Below are 19,371 nucleotides of genomic sequence, written 5' to 3' on the forward strand. Positions count from 1 at the left end.
ATAGGCATGACCCCAAGAGTAAGTAAAGATACGATTCCCGTACGAAGTGGAGAAGAATTTAAGCTGTCTGTACTTGAAACATTTCTGCGGAGTAAGATTAACGATTTGCCAGAAGGAAACCTGGAAATCGAACAATTCTCGGCAGGTCATTCAAACTTAACGTATCAATTGAAAATAGGAACTTGGGAGGCTGTTTTAAGGAAACCGCCGCTTGGACCCGTGGCTCCAAAAGCCCATGATATGCATAGAGAATATAGCATCCTATCAGAAGTGCATCCTCTTTTTAATCCGGCCCCAAGAACAATCCTATATTCAGGTGATGAGCATGTTGTCGGAAGTCCATTTTTTATTATGGAACGAAAGCAAGGTTTTGTATTTGATACATCCATTCCTGAAAGTATTAAACCTTCCCATGAACTTTTTCAAAATTTATCACAGGAAATGGTAAGACGGCTTGTTCAGCTTCATAACATCCCCTATCAGGAGACAAAGTTTAAAGAAATCAGCAAGCCTGATGGTTTTATGGAAAGACAGACAAATGGATGGATAGTACGTTATGAACGAGCGAAAACACATGATATTCCAAATGTACAAGATTTGGAGAAGTGGTTAATTAATCACGTTCCAGCTTCAAGTGATGCTTCGATTATTCATTATGACTACAAATTAAATAACGCGATGTTTACGGACGATGGATCAGAAATGGTCGGTCTATTTGACTGGGAAATGACTACGGTCGGGGATCCGCTCGCAGATCTGGGAGTAGCTATGAGCTATTGGACTGAGGGAGATGATCCTGATTTATTGAAGAAAGGGTTAGGGAAGCCATCTATTACGATTTGGGATGGATTTTATACAAGGGAGCAATTTATCTCCGAATATGCCAGACAAAGTGGCCGTGATATCACCAATATGAATTTTTATTTGACATTCGCTTATTTCAAATTAGCAGGGATATGTCAGCAAATCTACTATCGCTATCATAATGGTCAAACAAAGGATCCGAGATTTGCCGACTTTGATAAGTATGTAAAAACATTAATCGAGCATGCTTATTCACTTACAAGGGACCAGTAATATGCGGAAAGTACATGTCTTACTGACTAAGGAAGATATTTCACCTGAAAAACTGGCCTCAGGCAAAAAGATAGCTGTTGTATTAGATATTCTCCTGGCTACAACCACAATCGTAACAGCGTTACAGCATGGTGCAACGGAGGTTATTCCGGTTCTTAATCCGGAAGAAGCTATTAAAGTAAGCAGACAATTTGAGAACGGACAGGCGTTGATGGCCGGGGAATTACATGCCAAACCTATCGATGGCTTTATTTATCCAGGTCCCGTTGAAATCAGCCAGCATATCCATGGTAAAGCATTGATTCTTTCTACTACCAATGGCACAGTAGCGCTCCATAAAGCTGCTCATGCGAATCAAGTATATATTTCCTCCTTCCTTAATAATGCTTCCGTAGCGGAGACGATACTGAATGATGGCATGGAAGACACAATTATCGTAATCTGTTCAGGGAATTCAGGAGAATTTAGCTTAGAGGATTTCTATGGTGCGGGGCACTTGATTGCAAATATAAAAGACAGAACCAATGAAGAAATAGGTTTGAATGACGCTGGGAAAGCGGCTTTTGCTTTTTATAACAGCTATTCATCAGATCCAGTTTCAATTCTAGCCGCATCCAGAGTTGGACAACTATTAACTAAACATGGGTTGATGGAAGATCTCCTATTATCAGGCACACGTGGAACTCATGATGTGGTTCCTGTGTTGTTAAAAAATCGCATTGTATTAACAGCCGAAAAGCAGGTGTAGGATGCGATTTAAAGAGCAGGTCGCCGTGATAACCGGCGGAGGCAGCGGAATTGGTAAGGCAACCGCTCTACGTTTAGCGAAAGAAGGGGCGAATGTCATTCTAGTTGGAAAGACCAAAAAGCTGGAAAGCGTTGTGTATATGACAGGTACAGATAGGGATGGATGATTACGTAAACAGGGAAAGGGAGATGGATGATGGAACACTTATTAAAAAAAGAAATAGGTTCAGTTTTAGTTTTGACATTAAATAGACCTGAAAGCTTGAATGCTTTTAGTGCGGAGATGATTACAGACCTAATTAGTGAATTAAATAAAGCTGATAAAAATCCTGATATGAAAGTGATTGTTCTAAACGGAGCTGGCAGGTCCTTTAGTGCCGGCGGAGATGTTAAATCAATGGGGACCAATTCAGCAACAGCGATCTATGAGCATCTAGGTTTGATAAATAAGTGTATTTTAACAATGAAAGCGATAGAAAAGCCCATTATTGCCGCGGTACATGGGTTTGCTGCAGGGGCCGGTTTTAATCTCGCGCTTGCCTGCGATTTGATTGTGGCTGCAGAGGGTAGCAAGTTTGCCTTAAGTTTTTCACAGGTTGGTCTTATATCGGATGCGGGAGGTTCGTATTTCCTTCCGCGCTTAGTTGGTCCGCATTTGGCCAAACAATTCTTCTTTTCAGCTGAACCTATACCGGCAGAACGTTTATATGATCTTGGGGTCATTAATAAACTTGTACCTTTGGAAGCTTTACGTGATGAAGCGATTCAATATGCGACCATGCTATCCTACGGTCCAGGAAAAGCATATGGACAAATGAAAAAACTGGTTGATTATTCTTTTACAGCTACCCTCGAAGATGTCCTGGAGAGAGAACGCATCACTCAAACGATGATGATAGCCACAGAGGATCATCATGAAGGTGTAGCTGCCTTTAAAGAAAAAAGAAAACCGCAATTTACCGGCAAATAGGAGAAAGGATGTATGTTATATGAAAGCCATACAATTTACTGAATACGGAGGACCAGAAGTTTTAGAGATAGTCGAATTAGATCGACCGAAACCTGGTCCACATGACGTATTAATTGAAATACATTTAGTTGGTGTGAATTATGCAGATACAGCCAGACGTGAGGGCCAATATGTTGTACCAACCAAGCTTCCTTTTGTGCCTGGGGCAGAAGTTGCCGGGGTTGTGGTCGAAACTGGTGCAGAAGTGACAAACGTAAATATTGGAGCAAGAGTGGTCACGCTAATTGAATCTGGGGGATATGCTGAATATGCTATTGCAGATGCTCGGTCCGTGATTATCCTGAAAGAAGAACAAGATTTGAAAGAAGCGGTTTCCCTGCCACTTCAGGGTTTGAGCGCCTACCATATTTTAAAAACAATGGGTCGTCTGCAAAAAGATGAAACTGTACTGGTTCATGCGGCTGCTGGAGGTGTTGGGACTATTGCTGTCCAATTGGCTAAATTAATGGGCGCTGGTAAGGTTATAGCTACAGCCAGCACGGACGATAAGTTGGAGCTTGCACGTTCTCTGGGAGCTGATGTGTGTATCAATTATACCAATGAGGGCTGGCATAAAGAAGTGCTTGAAGCGACAGATGGCCGCGGAGTCAATGTCGCGCTTGAAATGGCTGGGGGAAATATTTTTGAGGATACGCTTAAATGTTTAGCTACCTTTGGGAGATTGGTTATATACGGAGTGGCAAGTGGAGAACAGGCCATTATGCATCCATCATCTTTGATGGCACGAAATCAATCCGTCATTGGATTTTTCCTTCCGCAAATAATGAGGAAACCAGAACTATTGCTACCGAGTATGCATGAGCTTTTTTCTCTTTTAGAAGACGGAAATATAAAGATGATTATTGGTGAAGTCCATCCTATAGAGGAAGCTGCAAAAGTTCATGAGTTACTGCAAGCGCGAAAGACAACTGGTAAAGTGTTATTGGAAGTTCGTCGTTAATCAAAAGGAAGAAATATGCGGCGAAAGTAAGCTAAGCTATACAATAAGTTTGCTACTTTGTTAAATTAAGAAAATGATAGATTATACATGAACCTAAATAAATGATATCCATATATATTTAAAGTGAGATCAAAATTCATTAAGGAGTATATAATTTGTATTTATGTGCCATTGTTTTTACAGGGTTATATTTTGTAAACTATTATAGTGAAATAAAATATAAGGACTGAAAAATAGTGGAATGGAAAAATATATATCGTGGCATGTTAATGGGAATCAGTGATTTAATACCTGGTGTAAGTGGAGGAACTATAGCGTTTATATTAGGTATATACGATCGCCTATTATTATCAATCAGTGGTTTTTTCAGCCGGGATTGGAGAAGTCATCTTGGATTTTTATTGCCACTGGCACTCGGTATGGGGTTTACTATATTGACGTTTAGTCGATTGATTGATTATTTGTTGGAACATCATCATGAACCGACACAATTCTTTTTTGTAGGATTAATTATCGGTGTATTGCCATTTATTGTGAAACAGGCAGAGGTGAAAAAACATTTTACCGGCAAGCATATATTGGTTGTCATTTTGGTCGCAATCATGATGGCAGCTCTCGGTTTTTTGAAGCCGAATGAATCCATTGTCATATCTGATGTAACACTATTATCTGCTCTGGGATTATTCCTTTCCGGCTGGCTTGCAAGTATGGCCATGCTTCTACCGGGTATTAGCGGCTCGTTTATTTTGCTATTGCTTGGTGTCTATTCAACTGTCATCTCGGCATTATCAAACTTAAACTTTACCATCATTATTATTGTAGGGGCTGGAGCAGCGGTTGGATTTATTGTGAGCAGTAAAGCGATTAGCTATTTACTGAGGGAATATCCGCATATGACATTTGCGGTGATAATGGGGTTAATTATTGGATCGATATTTGTCATCGTTCCTGGATTACCAACAGGATCAGTTACTATTCTGCTATGCTGTATAACTTTTTTGGCAGGTATTTTGGTAACTAAACTCTTTACTAAGTAATGAAAGTGAATAGGCTAGGAAGAAAAAGAGACTGGGACATAAGTATTTCATTCAATGATAAATCCGAACTAGTAGGTGATATTTTAATAAATATTTCGCCTATAGTTTGGATTTTTATTTGTTTTCAATAGATTGGTTCCTACTGTTTACCATTATTAAACTTAGTGGCCTGGAACGGAAGCCACCGACTCCTGCGGGAAGTAGAGGAAAGGCTGAGACTTGAGCAAGGCGTAGCCGAGGAGGCTAAAGCCTTCTTCCCCGCGGAAAGCGAGTGGAGTAAGTGCGCAATGGAACGAACTTTTCTTCCAACTTAACTCTTGAATAAGTAACTTAGCCGATAAATTAGATATCGTTCGTCTTTTCAGGATCGTTTATAAGTTATGTCCCATCCTCTTTTTTATTTTACAAAATATGACTATAAAAGGTATATCTAGTCCTAATCAATGATTACGTATTTGTGTACGTCAATTATAGGCATTAAGAACCCTATTCTTATCTGATATACGAGTATATTTCTAATTTACCATTATTAGAATATTAAATATTTTAGAGGTGTTTGTATAACAATTACTTTAAAATGGAAATATACATGTATTTATAGGGGGAATGAATGGTGAAGAATAGATTAAGGCTCATATATATGGCATGTTTAATTTTAATCATTACAGCATGTGAAAGCGGACAAGAAGAGTCAAAAGATGAAAATTTTAAAAAGAGTGCTACTAGGGAAGAAGTAAGTGTTAAGAATAAAGAAACAAAGGGAAGAGTAGCGGCTAAAGGAGAAGAAGGAACAAAAAAGGGTACATCTCAACCCAGTCTGTATCCAGATCGTTTGACTTCCGATAAGATGGCTGTGAAAAAAATACTCTACGAAAATTTAAAAATGAATAAAACTAAACAAATTGACAAGGTAAATATTACTTTAGAAGGCATACAGTTTACGGAAATAACGCCATCTGAGGCGACGAAATCAAAGTTTGAAAAATACAGTGAAACTGGCGTCGTGGCACTTACAATGAATTTAAAGCTCGAGAATAATTCTGATCAGCCATTGAATTTATCTTCAATAAGCTCATTTTTAAGGGGAAATGATAATCAATTTTCCTATATATCTCAGTCCAGTATGGAGACGGAACAACAAAGAGAGGTTATCGCTGCCGGAGCATCAGGAGAAATGCTTCATGTATTTTTAATGGATAAGGATATGTTTGCTATAACCAAAAAATTAAAAATGGAATTCGGTCCATTCCGGGATAGTGACGGGAAGGATCTATTTAAAGGTAAAAAAGCAGAATTTACTATCCCTGTCCCAGAATAAGATCAGGCAATAGAGACTATAAAAGAACCGCAATCCTGTATAAATAGGATTGCGGTTCTTTATATAGCTTTTTAAAATTAAATTCAGTCAAATTTGGAGTCGCTGAGAATACGGCCTAATTCTTCCATATGACCTGTTTCATCTGTAATTAAATCTTCAAGTTTCACAACTAATTCAGTTAAACCTAAATCTTCCGCTTGTTTCTTACGAGTTTCATAACGGTCGATTGTATCTTTTTCAGCCTGAAAGGCAGATTCAAGCATAACTTTTACATCAGTAGTTTGTTTGACTTTGGCTGGTGTGACAGTTGGAGTTCCACCTAATGTACTAATTTTTTCTGCAAGATATAAGGCATGGCCTTGTTCATCGGCTATTTCACTTTGAAAGAAAGGTTTTAAAGTTTGTCTGTACAAACCGGATACTAAAGCTGCGTAGTTTGAATACATAATAGATGCAGCATATTCATTAGCTAAATCTTCGTTTAACCCATCAATTAATTCTTTTAATTTTGCGTCCATTCCAAAATTCACTCCTTCTACTTGTCTATAATTCAAAGATACCCTACTTTTCTACATATTAAGCATCCTTTTCGTGACAAAATTTAGAAATGTTTAAGATTATTTGACATACTACATAAATTTACATATAAAAAAGCTTGATCCAAGAAGGATCAAGCTGATAAATAGTATGGTTAAATTAATTTCGAAAAATGAATACGCTTGTTTAATGAATACATGATTGGAGCGCCAATTGCCATAACTACAAATTCCCCAATAGCTGTTGTTGCCCACGTAATCCAGAATGGGAATTGAAAGGCAAGATTTAACTGAAAAGCAATTATGAACATCATAAAAGTAAACACAAGTGTGTTTATAATCATTCTTGCCCAAATGTTATGAATAAATCGGCAAATCAGAATTGTGATGGTTAATGATAGGATGGAGTGGCCTACACCAAAAACTAAATCGTAGGCTAGTAATTGTGAGAAAAAGAGGTTGGATAAAAATACCCCTATCACAATTCCAAAGAAGTATTTTTTATTAAATACAATCAGATGGTTTAATATTTCTGGAACTCGAAACTGAAAGTTCGAAAATGCAATCGGCTGTACAATCATGGTAACAGCAATATAGAGTGCCGCTAATACACCATTTACAGCAAGTGTTCTAATATTCATTTTTAAATCTCTCCCTTAGTTTTTTATCGTGGGATGGTTACGAACCACGTTCGGTATACCCGAAGATACCAAATAATCATAAGCAAAATAAGGTGTACAGTCAACAGGAAATTCCATGTGCCAGCATTCAACTATGGATCGCTTGAATAGGATATTTTATATTAAAATTAATTGAGCTATTTCAGCTAAGTTCAATGTAAATAAATGGACCTTTTAGAAAAAAAAACGTCGAGAATTATCTCGGCGCCATGTATACTTAGTGTCTCCAATTAATGACTTGGAGTTAATTTTTTTGTGTTAACGGGCTTTACGTCATCCTTTTTAAAGATTGTTTTACGAATCCAAGGAAGAATGTAATAATCTCCGCCAAAGCGACCAGCATTTGCACCTGCTACCAAAATAATCATTCCAAGTAAAATGTATAATGGGTTAGTAGATACCGTTCCGCCGAAAAGAAACATAAAGTTCATCAATAAGCCAAAGAAAGCGGCAGTGGTTGTTAAAACACCAAGCAATAATCCGAGTCCGACTAAAAATTCACCCCATGGAATTAAGATATTGATCAAACCGACATTCGGAATGGCAAATTTTTCGATGAAAGCACCGTAGATTGGATATAGTGCTCCTCCTTCTGGCCCCGCTACAGGATTGGCAACAATATTTCCAAGGAATCCAGAGGCATCAAATGCTCCGCCTTTAATTTTTTCGAATCCATGAATCATCCATTCATATCCAAGGTATAGTCTAATGAGTAATAATAGTCCGGAAGCGTATTTATTCGTGCGTAACCAATTCATCATTTTTAATCACTCCTATATGGATTTAACTGGCTCTAATCCGCGGTTGTTAGTGCCAATAACTTTCTTCTCCTTATTTATATACCATTCAACACATCTTGTGGCACATTATCCCTGCATTTCATTATTTGTACAAAAACATGTGAATCTTTTGAGTTAATACTGAAAATAACTTTACAAATGTGATATTGTGCATTTCTTCACAAACTTTGCGGGGTAGACAATCTTATAAAGATGGTTACCAAGATTTATTCAGAGCCATATCGTTTGTTTATGGAACTTTAATAAATTTACCCCTTTTATAAATTTCTTATATAAGAGTAAAATATATTTAATATAAATGATTAGACTAAGTACTTTTAAGGAAAAGGAATAGTATAGGATTTTTAAGGAGGAATGGGAATGAGCTTACAATCAGTTATTATTGAAGCTTTACATGTTAAACCGCAAATAAACCCAAAAGAAGAAATTATAAACAGAGTTGGGTTCTTAAAAAATTACTTAAAGAAGAGCGGAGCAAAAGGATTTGTTCTTGGGATAAGTGGTGGGCAGGATTCTACTTTAGCAGGACGCCTTGTCCAATTAGCGGTGGAAGAACTGCGTGAAGAAGGATTTGCAGCCAAATTTGTTGCTGTTAGACTTCCATATGGAGTACAGCATGATGAAGATGATGCACAGCTTGCCCTTCAGTTTATTAAACCGGATGAAAGTGTGACTTTTAATGTAAAATCTACAGTCGATGCGATTACCGATCAATATAGAGAAGCAACAGATGAGGCATTAACTGACTTTAACAAAGGGAATGTAAAGGCAAGACTTCGTATGATTGCGCAATATGCGGTTGGTGGACAAAATGGCCTTCTCGTAGTGGGTACAGATCATGCTGCTGAGGCAGTAACTGGATTTTATACAAAATATGGAGATGGTGGGGCTGATATTCTTCCGTTATCCGGACTATCTAAACGTCAGGGCAGAGAATTACTTAAAGAATTAGGGGCAGAGGAAAGACTATATATGAAAGTGCCGACTGCTGATTTACTTGACAATAAACCGCAGCAAGCGGACGAAACAGAGCTCGGCTTAACGTATGAAACGATTGATGACTATTTGGAAGGTCGCAAAGTAGATCCTGAAGCTGCTCTGAAAATTGAAAAGCAATATTTAAAAACAGAACATAAACGCCAAATGCCAGCAAGTATACACGATAATTGGTGGAAATAAACAACCAAAGGTAAGCCTGTGATTTTTATAGTCATGGGCTTGTTTTTTCGTGAATAAATTGAATCATGCCATAAGGTAAAATATATTGATATAATAAATAAGAAACAATTAAGGGATGTAATAGTTTTAGTTATTTTATAATGGGTATAGGATATAATCTATAAGTATAGTATTTCAAATATGACAATTATTCCATAATACTTTCATAATGTATTGAAGATGAAATTTAACAGAAATCATTTTGCAATCAAATTTTATTACACTATATAAGTTATAAAGTATTATAGAAAATCCAATTTATATAAATGAACCAGGGAGGGGTCGTATGATGAATAATGAAAATAACTTGATAGAAAAGTCCTTATATAAGACCTTATTAATGAATGATAATGCGGCGAACCCGTTGCTTATAATAAGTGAAGAATTACTGGCAGAACAACAAAAAGAACTACCTGAGTTATCAATATTAAGATTTGCTCAGGGAGAGATTTATTTTCATCATAAAGATTACGAAGCTTCTATTTTTAAGTGGGAAAAAGTTAGTGATGATTTAAAACCATGGGCTAAAAAGAATATGGCGGATGCATATTTTGAATTGGCTATGTATTCTAATGCGGAAGAGCTTTATAAATCTATTGAAACAGAATCGATTATATTGAATACCGAGGTTGGATTACAGTTATTTGCACTTTACATAAAATTGAATAAAACAGAAATGGCTGACAGAACCATTAAAAAGGTTGTTAAATTAAATCCTGATGATTCTCAAGTGACAGAAATCGCACGTTCATTTTTTGAGAATCAACAAGATTGGTATAGCGCAGTTGAACTTGCAGTCAATGAATCTATCCGTACCGAGTCTTTAATTTGGTATGATGTCCTGAAGTCCTATATTAACCAGGGTGTAACGAAGAATATGGAACCCGGCTATTTTTATCAAGTTTTACACCAACTTTATTCCATTGACAGCACCCATTTCGAACAGCTAGCTGTATCTCTTTGGAACAGCTATAAGGGTGAGCCAGCTTATTTGTCCTGGGTTCAGGGATTCAATGATTTACTGCAGGATCTGGAATTTATTCATGCCGAACAATGGTCTGATTTATCCGCTTTATTTAAAGAGGGATATTTCGAATTAATTAATGGAGAAAAACCACTAAAATCTTTAAAAGGATTAGTGCCAAGTTTATTACGCAATTGGCTTCGTATTGCAGATAGGCACCATGCTCTTCTAGCTTCTTCTGCTGTATTGGCATGGAATGATAATTTCCCGGCTGCTATTGGACAAATGGATATTGATAAAGCTGAGAGAGTCTTAATGAAGGCTGAAAATAACCGGAATGGTCTGGAAGATAGTGTGCGTCTATTTGAAGAAATCGATCAATGGGCAGTTGAAAATAATCTTGCTGTGAGTGAAAGAGATAAATGGATAATTGATGAACTGTTAGATGTTCATGTACAGCATATTATGATTGCTGGAACAAGTGGAAGCGGTAAATCTGCTTTGATTCATTCTATTATAGGTGAGGAGCTATTTGACCAACCGACCTCTTCAGCTATCATGTATAAAAATGCAGAAGAAGAAAAGATTGTGGAAGTAACAAATTCTTCAATTAATCCACTTACACTGGAAGAATTAGAAGAAAAAGTGATGGATCGTAGCTTGATGAGCTCTGATTTAAGTATCATTGAGTATCAACTGCAGAGTAAATTTTTGAGTGATAACCAAATTGCAATTATTGATACTCCGGGATTCAGTATCGCGAATAATAAAATGCATGAAATACGTCGTTATTTGAATATGGCAGACAGTCTTTTGCTTGTATTGGATGTAAATGATCCGTTTACGAATAAAGAACGGGAAATCGTCATGAAGATTCATGAACAGGTACCTGATCTGCCAATTCACTTCTTATTGAATAAGATGGATCTTGTCCATAATGATCAGGAAGCCATTCGTATAGTAGATGAAGCATGGTCAAAAATTAACCCTTATTTGCCAAATGCAAAAATATTTGCCCATTCGGCCCATTACAGGGGCAATAGGCAGCTATCCGATTTTGCTGAGTTTATACAAATGAATTTGACAAGTAGGTTTACGGAAAACGTCCGAACGGCTAAACTGCTGCACTTTGTACGGGATACCATTTCTAACTTGTTGGATCAACGTTTGGAAAGGGAAGAAAGTTTAATAGAATCTATTCACTGGAATGAGGATCTTTTGGCTAAACTAAATGGTGCCAAAAATCAGATGGATGATTTGGAAAAAGAAAAGGCCGTATTGTTACGTAAATCATTTAAACAAAGAAAAGAAGTAATTCGTCTGGATGTGGAGGCAGCCGTGCCGAAAATTCTGCGTGCCAGCAAAGATTTACTTACGGAGGATAGTGATTTCCGTACAATTCATGTTGAATTAAATGAAAAAATGAATCTACGGATTCAAGAATATATAGATACAACTATTTTGCCTAAGTATTTTTACTCTCTAAAGGAATGGATTACAGAGGCTGAAGTAGAATTGAAGGAAAGCCAGGCTTATTTAACCGAGATGGCGGAAAGCTTTAATGCCATTTATCGTGAAGACAGTATGAGATTAGAGTGTGATTTTAGAGTATTGGATGATTGGCGCAGAGACGCAAACAGAATGACAAGCGGAGTACAAATGGAAACCATTAATATTCTACTTCGCCATACCCCACAGCAATTATTGTTGAAGGGTGCAGGAATGTTGTTTGGTTCGATTGCGAATAAAAGTGTTCTGTACAATAAGTATACAACTTTAATTGAAACACAGGATTACACAGAGGTCGCTCAATTGATTGCAGATAAATTCTTGTTGCAATTTGATATGTTTGAAAAATCGATTACTCGGGATGTAGCCATGTTCTTTGCAGATCCAAAAGAAGTGATGATTGGAGCTATTACTAATACGAATGAGCAAATTGCGGAGCACAACATTGTGCTTGAGAAAATGCGTTCTCAACCGGAATTATATCGCGATCCATTAAAGTTATACGAATTGCGACTACGTCAGTACGAATGGATCTTGATTGGCCAAAAAGAAGTTCAAGCCATAACTAGATAAAAATAAGGTGACTCAATGGTCTTAAGAAAAAGCCTTGAGTCACCTTTTTTTAAAATTCAGCTACTTTAAGTAGTACGCAGTTTATAAAATTTTATGAAATTCTTTACTATGACCTTCACAACAGAATAAGTAGGTATGGCAATAAGAATGCCAATAAATCCATATAGGGAACCTGCTACAAGGAGCAATAATATAACCGTTAAGGGATGAATATCCAGGCGCTTGCCCATAACTTGTGGTGTAACGAGATGCCCCTCAAGTTGTTGGACAATCCCAAAGACGATTAGGACTTTTAAGGCGGTAAACGGACTAATTAATAACCCTGATATTATCGCAGGGATGGTTCCGAGAAATGGACCAAGGAAAGGTACTACAGTCAGTAAGGTTGCAAAAACAGCCAGAATTAACGCATTATCAAGTCCAATGATAAGATAGCCAATATACATCAGGAAACCATCGACAATGGCGATAATAAATTGACCAACAATATAGGTGGATAAGGTTTTATCGACATCCATTAAGATACGATTGCCTTCTTCTTCTACATTAGAAGGAATACGTTTTAATAAAAAGGGTCTAAGTTTATGTCCATCCTTAAGAAAGTAAAATACAATAAAAGGAACAATCAAGAGAACAGTGATAATGCTGCTGACAGTTGAAAAAATAGTTATAGCATGATCGGATAATAGCTTTGGAAAAGAGTCTAAGTATTCTTTTGCATAGTGGAGAATTTTATCCACTGATACGTAGTTTGAGGTATTCTCACTTAACATATCCTTTGATTCTTCTACTTTTTCAGGTATTTTATGGATGAGTTCTTCACTCTGAGAAGCAATCTTCGGCCCTAGAAATTGGACCGCACTATAACCTATCCCGCCTATTACCAGATAGAGGAGAAGAATGCTGAGCGTGATGGGCATATATTTACTTAAAAATTGAACGACAGGTCTCAAGATATAATAGAGAAGCCCGGCTATCAGAATAGGAAAAAAGATTGTTATAATCAGTTTTTGAAAGGGCCACATAAAATAATCAATTTTTCCAAATAAGTAGATAATAATCAATATCAGAATTGTAGCAGTGGCATATTTATAAAAAGGTTTATTAATCCACATAAGAATCCCCCGAATCTATAATTTCGTTTGCTAGAACTATACCCATAAATGCGAAGAATATACTCTCAGGCAAGAAAAATAGATGGTAAGCAACCTTATAAAAAAACAGCGACTACACCAATTCAGGAATACAAGTCGCTGTTTGATATGGATATATATAATGGATGTGACATGTGGTGTGGCGAGAAAGATAAAATTACATATCTTCAATGATGAGCCCTAATTTAGTAAAAGCCTGATTAACACTGCTTTCTGTTTGAATACTTGAAAAATCAATTCCAAGCTGTACACTTGTTTGGGCAACCTCTGCCCGAATTCCTGTCATAATTACCTTTACACCGATGAGTTTAAGTGCTTTTATCATTTGAAAAAGGCGCTGGGCGACCATAGTATCAACGATATACACTCCAGATAAATCGATAATTAATGTTGAAATTTGAGTATCGGCACTTTGCTGAAGGGTACTTTCGTTAATAACCTGAGCTCTGGCTGAATCAATATTACCTACAATAGGCAACAAGCCGATGTTTTTGGTTAATTTAATCACAGGAGAACTTAATTCATTAATAAGATTAGATTGTGAGAGAATACGCTTTAGTAAAATGTTTATATAATGTTCTGTGTAGCTGTGAGTTAGCTGATCAATGGTCGAGTTAAGCCTCTCTTCCCAGTAAAAAATATCTTCAAAGCTAATTTTTATACTGGTATTTTCAATAAATTTTTTAACATATCCCCATACCACTCTTCTTAATAAACCAGCAGCATTAATAGAATCGCTTAAAGGAGTACAAGAATCAAGTCGTACATGTGCAACAGAGAGCGTGCGTTCTTTTACTATAAAATCCCGTTCTTCTTCTGATTGAAACAGGCTATCTGCAACTATATGTAAGTATTCTTTAAATTGTTTCTTTAATGCTGTGACTGTATGGATCGGCGCTTTAAGAGAATAATCAGCTTCATTAGATTTTGGCAATCGTGAATACCAGTCTTCAATTATTTTATCTGAATGAGTAATCAAATAATCATACAAAGCTTTCGATTTGTTTTCCATACTGACCTCTTTCCTTTACTGTCTATATTAAATATTTTGCTTGTAATAAAAGAAAAACACAATTGATTATTTCTCAATTATCAAAGTAAAATATGGATTATTTTTAATAAATAGATACTTTTTCCTTTTAAAGTTTAAATATACAAAAAATTCAAAATTAAATTGCGTATTTTCACAGCCAACCTTATAATGTTATTCATAGACTTTTCTGAATAATTAAATAAAGGGGGCGTCATTTTGAAAAAGAGATTTTTTTTAACCATAATCATGTTATCTATTATGGCTGTCATTGCAGCTTGCGGAACGAAGGAAGAAAACGTGAGCGGCGAAGGTGACGCAAAGAAAACGTTAAGAGTAGTGACTGACGCGGCCTATTCACCATTTGAATTTCAAAAAAAAGGTGAAGTCGTTGGGTTTGATGTAGATATTGTTAATGCGATAGCGAAGGAAGCGGGTTTTATAGTAAAAATCGAGCATGTTGGCTGGGATCCGTTATTTGTCGAGATTAAAAGCAAGAGGGCGGCCTTTGGGATGTCAGCGATATCAATTAATGACGAACGGAAAAAAACATATGACTTCTCTTTGCCATATTTTTTATCCACTAATAAAATTCTTGTCCCCGAAGGAAGTGATATTAAATCTGCAGAGGATTTGAAAGGCAAGGAAATTGCCGTTCAAACTGGTACTACAGGTCAATTTGCAGTTGAAAAAGTAGTGGGCAAGAACCATAAAGATATTAAAAAATTTGAAACAACCGTATTGGCAATTATGGATATGAAAAAAGGCGGTGCGCAAGCCGTAGTAGCTGATAATGGTGTTGTCGAGGAATACGCTAAAAATAATCCTAAGGATGAGTTTGTTGTAGTGAAGGATGAACAAGCATTTGACAATGAGTACTATGGTTTAATGTTTCCAAAGGATAGTAAAGATAGAGCTTCCGTAGATAAAGCGTTAAAAGAAATTATCGAAAATGGAACATATACAACAATTTATAAAAAATGGTTTGGAATTGAACCGGATCTTGAGACGTTAAAAGCTCAGCAATCAAAATAAAGAAACCGTGAGAGGATTGCGTATCGCAGGGAAACTGTGCTACGCAATCTTTGTCTAGAGGGGGAACAGGTGTGGATTTTAGGTGGGATATTATTCAAATTTATGCTCCATTGTTAATGAAAGGAACGCTTTATACAATTGGGCTTTCAATAGCCGGAATTTTAATTGGATCAATTCTTGGTTTACTTATCGGTCTTGGCAGATTGACCAAAAGAAAATGGTTATCTATCCCCCTAAATTGTTATATAGCATTTTTTCGTGGAACACCCATATTTGTTCAACTCCTGTTAGTACACTTTGGAGTGGTACCAGCATTGACCGGCGAAACAAATGCCATATTTGCAACCATTCTCGCCTTGTCCCTAAATGCAGCTGCTTATATAGCTGAGATTTTCCGAGGGGGTATTCAATCGATTGATGCAGGACAAATGGAAGGAGCCAGGTCACTTGGAATGTCTCAGAGTCAGGCGATGAGATATGTTATTTTGCCGCAAGCGTTCAAACGCATTATTCCTCCTCTGGGGAACGAGTTTATTGTATTAATAAAGGAGTCTTCAATAGCCGCTGTTATCGCGGCACCGGAACTAACGTATTGGGGCAGAGCCATGGCGACTGAGTATTATCGGGTGTGGGAACCTTATTTAACATCTGCCTTTATTTATCTCATCCTTACGCTTTCTTTGAGCTTGCTATTAAATCGATTGGAAAGAAGGCTGGAGACAACATGATAGATGTGAGGAATTTGAAAAAAAGCTTTGGAAATCATGAGGTATTAAAAGACATATCGTTAAAGATTAAACCCCAGGAAGTCGTGGTAGTGATTGGTCCTTCAGGTTCGGGCAAATCTACCTTTCTTCGATGTTTAAATTTATTGGAGATCATATCGGATGGGCATGTCATCATCAATGGGAAGGATCTTGCCGATAAAAAAATAGATATTAATATGGTTCGAACCAAAACGGGGATGGTTTTTCAACATTTCAATTTGTTTCCCCATAAGACGGTCTTGGAAAATTTAATGCTGGCTCCTACCAAAGTAAAGAAGATTCCCGTTGAAGAAGTGCGTAAGCATTGTTTGGAGCTTCTCGAAAAGGTAGGGCTTTCAGATAAAGAAAATGCCTATCCGGATTCATTATCCGGTGGACAAAAACAAAGGGTAGCGATCGCACGTGCTTTGGCAATGGAGCCAGAAATTATGTTGTTTGATGAACCAACTTCAGCACTTGATCCTGAAATGGTTGGAGAGGTCCTGGAAGTCATGAAAGAACTGGCACGTGACGGAATGACAATGGTAGTTGTCACGCACGAAATGGGGTTTGCACGTGAAGTTGGAGATCGGGTTATTTTTATGGATGATGGATATATCGTTGAACAAAATGACCCAGCAAGCTTATTTGAAAATCCGCAACACAATCGGACAAAGCTATTTTTGAGTAAAGTTTTATAATGACAAAGGGACTGCAATTGCAGTCCCTGAATCGTTATACACCGGTCCGTTTACGTTGATTGTTTGGTTTTTTTGTCAATTGGCTTTGCAATTCTTTCGTTTTTTTGACAGGTCCGTTTACATGGCTGTTGGCTTGAGTTGATTGTTGCTTGGAAGCAAGTTTTTGTTTGATTGCCTCTTGAAGACTTAATTTTTTAGACATATTATAATAAACTCCTTAAATGGATTTCCTTAATAATATCCCCTATAAGCCGTAACATCAAGATTAGAACTCATCTGATTTTCTGCCTCTGGTTAATTTCTCGAATCCTTTTATCGATTCTGGGGTCTCCTTTTTATCACTGACATGATAAGGGTTTTGGCTTTGGTTAAACCCGGGCTGCAGGCTGCCATTAACCACACCCATTTGATTGCCCATTGGATCATTTATTATCGATTCCTGTTTCCCATCTGGATTTGGTTCGGGATTAACATGGACATTATCTCTGTTTCTCGGCAATTGACTCATTCCTTTTCTACTCAAGAATTATTTACTCTTAAGTTGCCTGAAATCTTTCTTTCTATACTTGGAGAATGATAAGAAGCGTTGCCATGAGCTTTTGTTTTAAAGCGTCATATAGTGAATATTACGTTCATTAATTGGTATAATATAGGAGATTAACAAAGTGTAAAAGGCAACCTCTTGAATTTGGTTGCCTTTTTGTTATCAATATAGTTCTGTATGTTTTTTTATTCTTTATCGTTATAATATTTATAGAAGTAAAGACAATGTTTCAGTTGGAGAGGTAGATAAATGGATATAATTAATAATTTTATGTGGCAATTGTTAATAATAATCAATCTTATATTTGCTATAACGATAACCTTTTTAGAAAGGCGTAATGTCAGTGCTTCGTGGGCTTGGTTAATGGTTCTAAGCTTTATTCCAATTGGAGGCTTTATTCTGTATATTGTATTGGGGCAGAATTTAAGTAAAAGGAAAATATTCACATGGGATAAACGTGGCTATGATTATTTGGAGAAACGGATCGCCAAACAAAAAGAAAACTTAAAAAATATGGAAGAGCCTTTTAATACTTCTATACCTCAGAGATATAAAGATTTGATTTTAATGAATATGAAAACGGATAATTCCGTGTACACCAATGATAATAATATTGAAATTTTTACGGATGGAAAAGATAAATTTAACGCACTATTTGATGATATTGCGAATGCCAAGTATCATATTCATGTACTATATTACATTATTCAAAACGATACATATGGTAACAGGCTGCTCGATGCTTTGATTGAAAAGGCTAAAGAAGGAGTAGAAATACGGCTGATTTATGATGATGCCGGTTCCAGGAGGATCTCAAAAAAACGAATTAAGAAATTAGAAGAAGCTGGTGGTCATGCAGAAGCATTCTTTCCTGGGAAATTACCACTTATCAATCTCAGAATTAACTTCCGAAACCATCGGAAGCTCGTCATCATTGACCGTAAAGTTGGATATCTTGGCGGATTCAATGTCGGTGAAGAATATCTGGGACTTAACCCGAAGTTTGGTTATTGGAGAGACACCCATTTACGAATTTGGGGTGATGCAGTAAATGATTTGCAGTCGCGCTTTCTACTGGATTGGGCGCAGGCTTCTGGAGATAAAATGGAATGGACAGAAGATTACTTCAGATACAGTCTCAAACATAATGAAAAGGGCGTTGGACTTCAAATTGTTACATCCGGACCTGATTCTGAGTGGGAACAAATTAAAACCAGTTATATTCGTATGATACTGGATGCAAAAGAGTATATTTATCTGCAGACACCATATTTCATACCAGATGACAGTGTGTTAGATGCAGTCAGAATCGCATCTATGTCCGGTGTCGATGTCAGAGTAATGATACCAAATAAGCCGGATCATTTATTTGTTTATTGGGCCACCTATTCTTATGTAGGAGAACTACTAAAGGCCGGTGCAAAAGTTTTTTTATATGAAAATGGATTCTTGCATGCTAAAACGATGGTGATAGATGATCGATTAGCGACGGTTGGAACAGCTAATATTGATGTGCGAAGTTTCCGGTTGAATTTTGAAGTAAACGCCATTATTTATCATGCAGAGACAGCGGTACGTTTAAAGGATACATTTGATGCTGATTTAAAGCACTGCCATGAATTGACATTAGAAATTTATAATAATCGATCGCTTTTCATTCGATTTAAAGAGTCATTATCCAGATTATTATCCCCTGTTTTATAAATAAGAGTAAATAAGTACTATTTTTAAA

The 19,371-nt window shown here is 36.7% G+C and carries 19 protein-coding genes, 1 pseudogene and 1 riboswitch; of the genes and pseudogenes, 13 read left to right on the forward strand and 7 right to left on the reverse strand.

The features are described 5' to 3' along the window. Nucleotides 1–6: 6 nt before the first annotated feature. The 7 genes and pseudogenes from AC4G3K_RS15395 to AC4G3K_RS15425 all read left to right on the forward strand — a co-directional run bounded on the left by AC4G3K_RS15395 (nt 7) and on the right by AC4G3K_RS15425 (nt 6,149). Nucleotides 7–1,077 (forward strand): phosphotransferase family protein, encoded by a 1,071-nt coding sequence (locus AC4G3K_RS15395; RefSeq protein ID WP_491133859.1) that lies wholly within the window; start codon nt 7–9, stop codon nt 1,075–1,077. Between the two features lies 1 nt (nt 1,078). Then, on the forward strand, nt 1,079–1,825 hold the full coding sequence (locus AC4G3K_RS15400) for a 2-phosphosulfolactate phosphatase (RefSeq protein WP_491133860.1): 747 nt from the start codon (nt 1,079–1,081) through the stop codon (nt 1,823–1,825). Nucleotide 1,826: 1 nt separating this feature from the next. Beyond that, nucleotides 1,827–1,952: pseudogene (locus AC4G3K_RS15405) on the forward strand (SDR family NAD(P)-dependent oxidoreductase); the annotation flags it as partial. A 68-nt stretch (nt 1,953–2,020) separates the two neighbouring features. Continuing rightward, entirely contained in the window at nt 2,021–2,794 is a 774-nt protein-coding gene (locus AC4G3K_RS15410) for an enoyl-CoA hydratase/isomerase family protein (protein WP_491133861.1), read from the forward strand. A gap of 19 nt (nt 2,795–2,813) precedes the next feature. After that, complete coding sequence (locus tag AC4G3K_RS15415; RefSeq protein WP_491133862.1) at nt 2,814–3,794, forward strand: quinone oxidoreductase family protein; 981 nt, start codon at nt 2,814–2,816, stop codon at nt 3,792–3,794. A gap of 236 nt (nt 3,795–4,030) precedes the next feature. After that, complete coding sequence (locus AC4G3K_RS15420) at nt 4,031–4,831, forward strand: DUF368 domain-containing protein (RefSeq protein ID WP_491077908.1); 801 nt, start codon at nt 4,031–4,033, stop codon at nt 4,829–4,831. Nucleotides 4,832–5,444: 613 nt separating this feature from the next. Continuing rightward, the gene (locus AC4G3K_RS15425) at nt 5,445–6,149 is read left to right on the forward strand and encodes a DUF5068 domain-containing protein (RefSeq protein ID WP_491133863.1); all 705 of its coding nucleotides are present in this window, start codon (nt 5,445–5,447) and stop codon (nt 6,147–6,149) included. Between the two features lie 83 nt (nt 6,150–6,232). On the opposite strand, the gene AC4G3K_RS15430 is transcribed toward AC4G3K_RS15425, so the two are convergent. The 3 genes from AC4G3K_RS15430 to AC4G3K_RS15440 form a co-directional block, all read right to left on the reverse strand. Beyond that, nucleotides 6,233–6,667, reverse strand: a complete 435-nt coding sequence (locus tag AC4G3K_RS15430) for a ferritin-like domain-containing protein (RefSeq protein ID WP_491133864.1) — start codon at nt 6,665–6,667, stop codon at nt 6,233–6,235. Nucleotides 6,668–6,840: 173 nt separating this feature from the next. Continuing rightward, a complete protein-coding gene (locus AC4G3K_RS15435; RefSeq protein WP_491077911.1) occupies nt 6,841–7,326 on the reverse strand; it encodes a QueT transporter family protein in 486 nt (161 codons plus the stop codon). A gap of 9 nt (nt 7,327–7,335) precedes the next feature. Further along, a riboswitch (PreQ1 riboswitch) is annotated at nt 7,336–7,380 on the reverse strand. 215 nt (nt 7,381–7,595) lie between these two features. Further along, entirely contained in the window at nt 7,596–8,126 is a 531-nt protein-coding gene (locus tag AC4G3K_RS15440; RefSeq protein WP_491133865.1) for a DoxX family membrane protein, read from the reverse strand. 399 nt (nt 8,127–8,525) lie between these two features. On the opposite strand from AC4G3K_RS15440, the gene nadE reads away from it, so the two are divergent. Further along, a complete protein-coding gene (nadE, locus tag AC4G3K_RS15445; RefSeq protein WP_491077913.1) occupies nt 8,526–9,344 on the forward strand; it encodes an NAD(+) synthase in 819 nt (272 codons plus the stop codon). Nucleotides 9,345–9,669: 325 nt separating this feature from the next. After that, complete coding sequence (locus tag AC4G3K_RS15450) at nt 9,670–12,429, forward strand: dynamin family protein (protein WP_491133866.1); 2,760 nt, start codon at nt 9,670–9,672, stop codon at nt 12,427–12,429. Between the two features lie 65 nt (nt 12,430–12,494). Here the strand turns inward: AC4G3K_RS15450 and AC4G3K_RS15455 are convergent, their stop codons facing one another. Both AC4G3K_RS15455 and AC4G3K_RS15460 read right to left on the reverse strand, forming a co-directional pair. Further along, nucleotides 12,495–13,544: an AI-2E family transporter gene (locus AC4G3K_RS15455; protein ID WP_491077915.1), complete on the reverse strand. Its 1,050-nt coding sequence runs from the start codon at nt 13,542–13,544 to the stop codon at nt 12,495–12,497. 196 nt (nt 13,545–13,740) lie between these two features. Further along, complete coding sequence (locus AC4G3K_RS15460) at nt 13,741–14,595, reverse strand: STAS domain-containing protein (RefSeq protein ID WP_491077916.1); 855 nt, start codon at nt 14,593–14,595, stop codon at nt 13,741–13,743. 237 nt (nt 14,596–14,832) lie between these two features. On the opposite strand from AC4G3K_RS15460, the gene AC4G3K_RS15465 reads away from it, so the two are divergent. The 3 genes from AC4G3K_RS15465 to AC4G3K_RS15475 all read left to right on the forward strand — a co-directional run bounded on the left by AC4G3K_RS15465 (nt 14,833) and on the right by AC4G3K_RS15475 (nt 17,095). Next, the gene (locus AC4G3K_RS15465; RefSeq protein ID WP_491077917.1) at nt 14,833–15,648 is read left to right on the forward strand and encodes a basic amino acid ABC transporter substrate-binding protein; all 816 of its coding nucleotides are present in this window, start codon (nt 14,833–14,835) and stop codon (nt 15,646–15,648) included. Between the two features lie 71 nt (nt 15,649–15,719). Beyond that, a complete protein-coding gene (locus AC4G3K_RS15470) occupies nt 15,720–16,376 on the forward strand; it encodes an amino acid ABC transporter permease (RefSeq protein WP_491077918.1) in 657 nt (218 codons plus the stop codon). Next, complete coding sequence (locus AC4G3K_RS15475) at nt 16,373–17,095, forward strand: amino acid ABC transporter ATP-binding protein (protein WP_491077919.1); 723 nt, start codon at nt 16,373–16,375, stop codon at nt 17,093–17,095. The genes AC4G3K_RS15470 and AC4G3K_RS15475 overlap by 4 nt, the downstream gene beginning before the upstream one ends. A gap of 34 nt (nt 17,096–17,129) precedes the next feature. Here the strand turns inward: AC4G3K_RS15475 and AC4G3K_RS15480 are convergent, their stop codons facing one another. Then, a complete protein-coding gene (locus tag AC4G3K_RS15480) occupies nt 17,130–17,297 on the reverse strand; it encodes a hypothetical protein (RefSeq protein ID WP_491077920.1) in 168 nt (55 codons plus the stop codon). Nucleotides 17,298–17,360: 63 nt separating this feature from the next. Continuing rightward, complete coding sequence (locus tag AC4G3K_RS15485) at nt 17,361–17,618, reverse strand: hypothetical protein (protein ID WP_491077921.1); 258 nt, start codon at nt 17,616–17,618, stop codon at nt 17,361–17,363. 270 nt (nt 17,619–17,888) lie between these two features. Between AC4G3K_RS15485 and cls the strand changes: the two genes are divergently transcribed. Further along, nucleotides 17,889–19,343 carry a cardiolipin synthase gene (gene cls, locus AC4G3K_RS15490; protein ID WP_491077922.1) on the forward strand — a complete coding sequence of 485 codons (1,455 nt, stop codon included), beginning with the start codon at nt 17,889–17,891 and terminating at the stop codon, nt 19,341–19,343. The last annotated feature ends 28 nt before the right edge of the window (nt 19,344–19,371 follow it).

The organism is Bacillus sp. z26 (assembly GCF_058313635.1).